This is a genomic window from Winogradskyella luteola (assembly GCF_019203985.1).
Lineage (GTDB): Bacteria > Bacteroidota > Bacteroidia > Flavobacteriales > Flavobacteriaceae > Winogradskyella > Winogradskyella luteola.
In genome coordinates this window covers 1-1,989 of the sequence record NZ_JAGSPD010000033.1, presented here as the reverse complement: position 1 = coordinate 1,989, position 1,989 = coordinate 1, and the positions used below count along the sequence as shown (strand labels likewise).

Annotated in this window: 3 protein-coding genes and 1 pseudogene; all 4 read right to left on the bottom strand. The window is 31.6% G+C overall.

All coding sequences use genetic code 11. The features are described 5' to 3' along the window. Window positions 1–54 precede the first annotated feature (54 nt). Complete coding sequence (locus KCG49_RS16270; RefSeq protein WP_218548013.1) at window positions 55–573, bottom strand: hypothetical protein; 519 nt, start codon at window positions 571–573, stop codon at window positions 55–57. Further along, entirely contained in the window at window positions 494–919 is a 426-nt protein-coding gene (locus KCG49_RS16265) for a hypothetical protein (RefSeq protein ID WP_218548012.1), read from the bottom strand. The genes KCG49_RS16270 and KCG49_RS16265 overlap by 80 nt, the downstream gene beginning before the upstream one ends. Then, window positions 909–1,793, bottom strand: a complete 885-nt coding sequence (locus KCG49_RS16260; protein ID WP_369680374.1) for an RHS repeat-associated core domain-containing protein — start codon at window positions 1,791–1,793, stop codon at window positions 909–911. Before KCG49_RS16260 ends, KCG49_RS16265 begins: the two co-directional genes overlap by 11 nt. Before the next feature lie 103 nt (window positions 1,794–1,896). After that, window positions 1,897–1,989 (bottom strand): annotated as a pseudogene (locus tag KCG49_RS16610) (IS1 family transposase); the annotation flags it as partial.

Here is a 1,989-nt window from a genome sequence, read left to right as displayed (position 1 = left end):
TCTCAATTATTTAGATTCTAATTTTAAGCAATGTCCTATTTTGGGACACTATCATTACCACCCAGTATTAAGCTTTCTTAAAAACTTATTAGATCCTTTATAAATCACATAGTTTTTCTTTATGAGTTCTACATCTAAATTATAAGCCATTGTGCAAGGGTTATCATCTATTGTATCCATATCCTCATTGAGAACACATTCATAAAGTATAGAACCATTTATTATATTTTCGCTATGATCTATTTCGTAAAAAACAAATACTTCTTTATTTAAAACTCTTGACTTAAGATAGCTTATCGCACTTTCATAATTAGGGTTTTTATAAGAAATTGAATCTGTGTCACGAATTTTTACTATGTATAACTTGTGATCATCTAGATTCTCAACTACAAGAGTATTTGTTGCTTTAATACTTTTTGTTAATCCATGAAAATATATCTCCTGAGAAAAGCAAAAGCTAGAAATAAATATAAAGCATAAAAATATTGCAAATCTATTTATCATCCCATTTAGTTGATTCCAACCACATATTCTTCCATTCTTTAGGAAAAAATTTACTATTTCTTGTTTCATTTGAAATTTTTGTATAAAAAAAACGATACTTCGTACCATCGTTTTTAATTAAGTAAACATAATTTTCATCTTTTATTTTTATTATACTATCACCAATAGTTGCTTGCTTAACTACTTCCTTATTAGGACATATATTAAATTGACTATCTAAAGTTTTTATTTTTAAATGTGTAGGCTTAGTATCTCGAGGAGCAAATTTATCTAAAACAACACCTTTATAATCCTCATTGATTTTTTCAATTATCAATTCAATATTAGATTTCCTACTAAACTTATTCAAACTGAATAATAGAAAAAACAATAGTAATAAAGATAAAAGCAATAAAGTTATTCTTTTAGTTGTCATTTTTACTAAGTATTGGTCCATTAAATAAAATAGTGGAATAATTCCAGAACATTTTGACTCCAGCTTCAACTCCTAAACCACCACCTACACTATAAGTTTCCCAAGTCGTAGTGCTTTTGTGACCAGGATAAAGTTCTCCTTTTGCATTATCTTGATTAGACCATTCATATTCACCAGAAATGGCAAAACCCCCTGCATATCCTGCTGAATGCCCTTCCATTCCTTTTGCATTTTTTAAATCAGTATTAGCTTCTTCGTTAAAATACGAGACAGTTCCTGCTGCACCTATCTCAGCATCTATACCAATAGTAGCACCAATTTTACCAAATTGATATGTGTTTCCTGCATCTTCGCCATCAAGAAAATGTACAATATCTGTACCAACCGTAAAACCACCCCCAAGAGTCACAGAATATTCAAATGAAAGCCCTACAGCATCTGGTGAGTCTGGTAAATTTTCTAAGTTTATTTCTGGGTCTACCACAATAGGTTCCGGTAGGGTCTGATCAGTAGGTAAAACAATGACTTGATCCTCTCCTGGCAGAACTATCCTACCCAATTCTTCACCGTTAATATTTTGAACTATAATGTCATCAGGTCCCATTCCCAACTTATCAATAAATCTAATAGGATCATTAACCGCATAAGCATAAGTCGATTGGAAACTATAATCTTCAGCCAATGGGTCAATTTTTACGAACCTTCCCAATGCGGCATCGTAATGTCTCGCTTCATATTCATGCATATCGTAGCCAAGTGCCTCTTCAAGTTCCTTTCCGTTGTACTTATATTTGGAAGCCTGAGAGTTCACATTTGCGGATACCAGGTCATTGTACCCCTTGTGCTTCAGCCCAAAGGGATAGTAGCCTAAGATGATTTTTTTGCTATTTTGTTAAAAAATCAAAGCTGTTTCCTGCTTTTATTGCAGTATTTTTAAAGAACGTTTAATTTTTATTAAGAATCTTAATTCAGAACTACTATCCCCAAAAATAGATTCTTAAATGAGCTTCAAGATACTTTTCATTTTTTGAAAAGCAAATCGTTTTTCTGCTCAATCTTTTAACATGAGC